Here is a 540-nt window from a genome sequence, read left to right on the forward strand (position 1 = left end):
ATAGAATTTCTAAAGTCATGAAAAGCAAATTGATTTTGAACCTAATCTTTGTTTTTTGTGACTTTTTCTATTTGAAAGAGTATTGAACACGGTGACATGCTAACTTATATAGTTGCTAGCTTGCCAGAGCGAAGGCGGCTATTTTTTTGCTGTTTTTTGTCAGCTTAAGACTTAAAGAAAAAGAGAAAGATAGCGCAGAGGTAATATGCTATACTGCTAAGTGGCAACTTGCCCCGTGAGGGGGTGTGTTACTATGTTTGTACATTTTATTTCGTTGATCGTTGCGCCTATTATTGTAGGTACAGTGAATACACTGTTTTCTTATTGGTTAGAGAGGAAGGACAAAGACGACGATCACTAGCAAGTTGTCGCTCTAACTGCACACATTCGTAGTCGCCGCGGGTGTAAAAAAAGCCCAACCTATTCGCCGTAGGTTGGGCTTTTGTGCTGCTATGCAGTACATTTTATTTCGTTTCGCAAACTCATTATAGCATGCGGCAAAAGATAGAGCAATTTCTGACTCTACTTAACATAAGAGGG

General features: G+C 39.3%; 1 protein-coding gene. It reads left to right on the plus strand.

The features are described from left to right. Positions 1-253 precede the first annotated feature (253 nt). On the plus strand, positions 254-361 hold the full coding sequence (locus FC65_RS11975) for a type I toxin-antitoxin system Fst family toxin (RefSeq protein WP_156408649.1): 108 nt from the start codon (positions 254-256) through the stop codon (positions 359-361). Positions 362-540 lie beyond the last annotated feature (179 nt).

The organism is Ligilactobacillus acidipiscis DSM 15836, assembly GCF_001435755.1.
Classification (GTDB): domain Bacteria; phylum Bacillota; class Bacilli; order Lactobacillales; family Lactobacillaceae; genus Ligilactobacillus; species Ligilactobacillus acidipiscis.

What these genes read in the sequence shown, in the direction of transcription:
- FC65_RS11975 (WP_156408649.1), top strand. Translation starts at nt 254, where the DNA reads ATGTTTGTACATTTTATTTCGTTGATCGTTGCGCCTATTATTGTAGGT.